Consider the following 3098-nt stretch of genomic DNA (forward strand, 5'->3'; position numbering starts at 1 on the left):
GCCTGGCACCGCCCTACTTTCCCGCCCCGTCTCCAGGGCAGTATCATCGGCGCTGGCGGGCTTAACTTCCGTGTTCGGAATGGGAACGGGTGTTTCCCCGCCGCTATGGGCACCAGGCTTTCTTTGACAGACGAATAAGAGAGCTGAGATACCTGATAGACAGCAGGCTGAGGCTCTCGGCCGATTAGTACCGCTCAGCTCCACCCGTTGCCGGGCTTCCACCTGCGGCCTATCAACCTCGTAGTCTCCAAGGGGCCTTACCCCCTTTCCGGGGAGGGAGGCCTAATCTTGGGGTGGGCTTCCCGCTTAGATGCCTTCAGCGGTTATCCCGTAGGCACATGGCTACCCGGCGGTGCGGCTGGCACCACAACCGGTACACCAGAGGTGCCCCCACTCCGGTCCTCTCGTACTAGGAGCAGCTCCCCTCAGGCCTCCTGCGCCCGTGGCGGATAGGGACCGAACTGTCTCACGACGTTCTGAACCCAGCTCGCGTGCCCCTTTAATGGGCGAACAGCCCAACCCTTGGGACCTGCTTCAGCCCCAGGATGGGACGAGCCGACATCGAGGTGCCAAACCGGTCCGTCGATGTGAGCTCTCGGGACCGATCAGCCTGTTATCCCCGGAGTAGCTTTTATCCGTTGATCGACGGCCCTTCCACTCAGAACCGCCGGGTCACTAGGCCCGGGTTTCCCCCCTGCTCGGCCTGTCGGCCTCGCAGTCAAGCCCCCTTATGCCCTTGCACTCTACGCGCGATTGCCGACCGCGCTGAGGGGACCTTTGGGCGCCTCCGTTACCTTTTAGGAGGCGACCGCCCCAGTCAAACTGCCCACCTGACGCTGTCCTCGGGCACGCTCCAGTGCCCTAAGTTAGTGCCTCAGCCTGTCCAGGGTGGTATCTCACCGGCGCCTCCATCCCCGCCGGAGCGGGGACTTCCTCGGCTCCCACCTATCCTGCGCAGGACAGACCAAGACACAACGCCAGGCTGCAGTAAAGCTTCACGGGGTCTTTCCGTCCTGCCACGGGTACAGGGCATCTTCACCCTGACTACAATTTCGCCGGGACCCTCCGCGAGACAGTGCGGCAGTCGTTGGACCATTCATGCAGGTCGGAACTTACCCGACAAGGAATTTCGCTACCTTAGGACCGTTATAGTTACGGCCGCCGTTTACCGGGGCTTCGGTTCGGGGCTTGCACCCCTCCCCTTAACCTTCCGGCACTGGGCAGGTTGCAGTCCCCATACGTCCTCTTACGAGTTTGCGGAGACCTGTGTTTTTGGTAAACAGTCGCCACCGCCTATTCTCTGCGGCCCTCAGGAGCTTCGGAGGCATGCTCCTACACCCCCAAGGGCGCCCCTTCTCCCGCAGTTACGGGGCCAATTTGCCGAGTTCCTTACGGAGGGTTCCCCCGAACGCCTTGGCGCTCTTACGCCCGCCCACCTGTGTCGGTTTCCGGTACGGTCACTCCGGCTTCATCGCTTAGGGGTTCTTTCTCGGCAGTGTGGAGTCGCCCGCTTCGCCCCATAATGGGGCTCCCCATCAGTTCTCGGGGTTAACGAGGGCACGGATTTGCCTGCGCCCTCCCCCTACTACCTTGGCCCGGGTCTACCATCGCCCGGGTCGGGCTATCCTCCTGCGTCACCCCCATCGCTCCGCCGGAGTGGCGCGGGAATGTTGACCCGCTTCCCATCGGCTACGCCTTTCGGCCTCGCCTTAGGGGCCGGCTAACCCAGGGCGGACTTGCCTTCCCCTGGAAACCTTGGGCTTTCGGCGGGGAGGCTTCTCACCTCCCTTATCGCCTACTCATGCCAGGATTTTCACTTCCCTGCAGTCCACCGCACCTCCCGGTGCGACTTCAACCCGCAGGGAACGCTCCCCTACCGCTCACCTCCCTAAGGAGGTGAACCCGCAGCTTCGGTGGGTGGCTTAAGCCCCGCTACATTTTCGGCGCACGCCCGCTCGACCGGTGAGCTGTTACGCACTCTTTAAAGGATGGCTGCCTCTAAGCCAACCTCCCGGCTGTCTTAGCGGGCGCACTTCCTTTCCCACTTAGCCACCACTTAGGGACCTTAGCTGGCGGTCTGGGCTGTTCCCCTCTCGTCCACGGAGCTTATCCCCCGCGGACTGACTCCCACGGAGCATCTGCCGGCATTCGGAGTTTGGCGGAGTTCGGTACCCCTTTCGGGGCCCTAGCTCCACCAGTAGCTCTACCTCCGGCAGACTCATCCGTGAGGCTAGCCTGAAAGCTATTTCGGGGAGAACCAGCTATCTCCGTACTCGATTAGCTTTTCACTCCTACCCACAGCTCATCCCACGGTTTTTCAGCACCGACGGGTTCGGGCCTCCATCCGGTGTTACCCGGACTTCACCCTGGCCATGGGTAGATCGTACGGTTTCGGGTCTACTCCCGGCGACTTAACGCCCTATTCGGACTCGGTTTCCCTACGGCTCCGCCTCACGGCTTAGCCTCGCCGCCGAGAGTAACTCCCTGGCCCATTACGCAAAAGGTACGCCGTCAGGAGGACTTAAAGTCCCCCCTCCGACCGCTTGTAGGCACACGGTTTCAGGTTCTATTTCACTCCCCTACCCGGGGTTCTTTTCACCTTTCCCTCACGGTACTATGCGCTATCGGTCGCCAGCGAGTACTTAGCCTTGGAGGGTGGTCCCCCCTGCTTCCCGCAGGATTCCTCGTGTCCCGCGGTACTCGGGATCGTGCCCCAGGGAGAGGTTGGAGTTTCGCCTACGGGGCTTTCACCCTCTACGGCCGGCCTTTCCAGGACCGTTCGGCTACCCCAACCTTTTGTAACTCCCCGAGGAGTCCGCAGCCTCCTCCAGGCACGTCCCGCAACCCCGGATGGGCAACGCCTGCGGGCTTTAACACCCATCCGGTTTGGGCTGATCCCCTTTCGCTCGCCGCTACTCGGGGAGTCTCGGTTGATTTCCTTTCCTCCCCCTACTAAGATGTTTCAGTTCGGGGGGTGTCGCCTCCCGCAAAAGCGGGATGACGGGCTTTCTGCCCGCCGGGTTTCCCCATTCGGGCATCCCCGGGTCATCGGCTGCCTGCGCCTCGCCGGGGCTTATCGCAGCTTGCCACGCCCTTCG

At 62.3% G+C, this 3098-nt stretch carries 2 rRNA genes; both read right to left on the reverse strand.

The annotated features are described in order from the left end of the window. Positions 1 to 117, reverse strand: a 5S ribosomal RNA gene (rrf, locus tag CLV27_RS08440). 53 nt (positions 118 to 170) lie between these two features. After that, positions 171 to 3098: ribosomal RNA gene (locus tag CLV27_RS08445) — 23S ribosomal RNA — on the reverse strand.

Origin of the sequence: Phorcysia thermohydrogeniphila, from assembly GCF_004339575.1 — a bacterium.
GTDB lineage: Bacteria > Aquificota > Aquificia > Desulfurobacteriales > Desulfurobacteriaceae > Phorcysia > Phorcysia thermohydrogeniphila.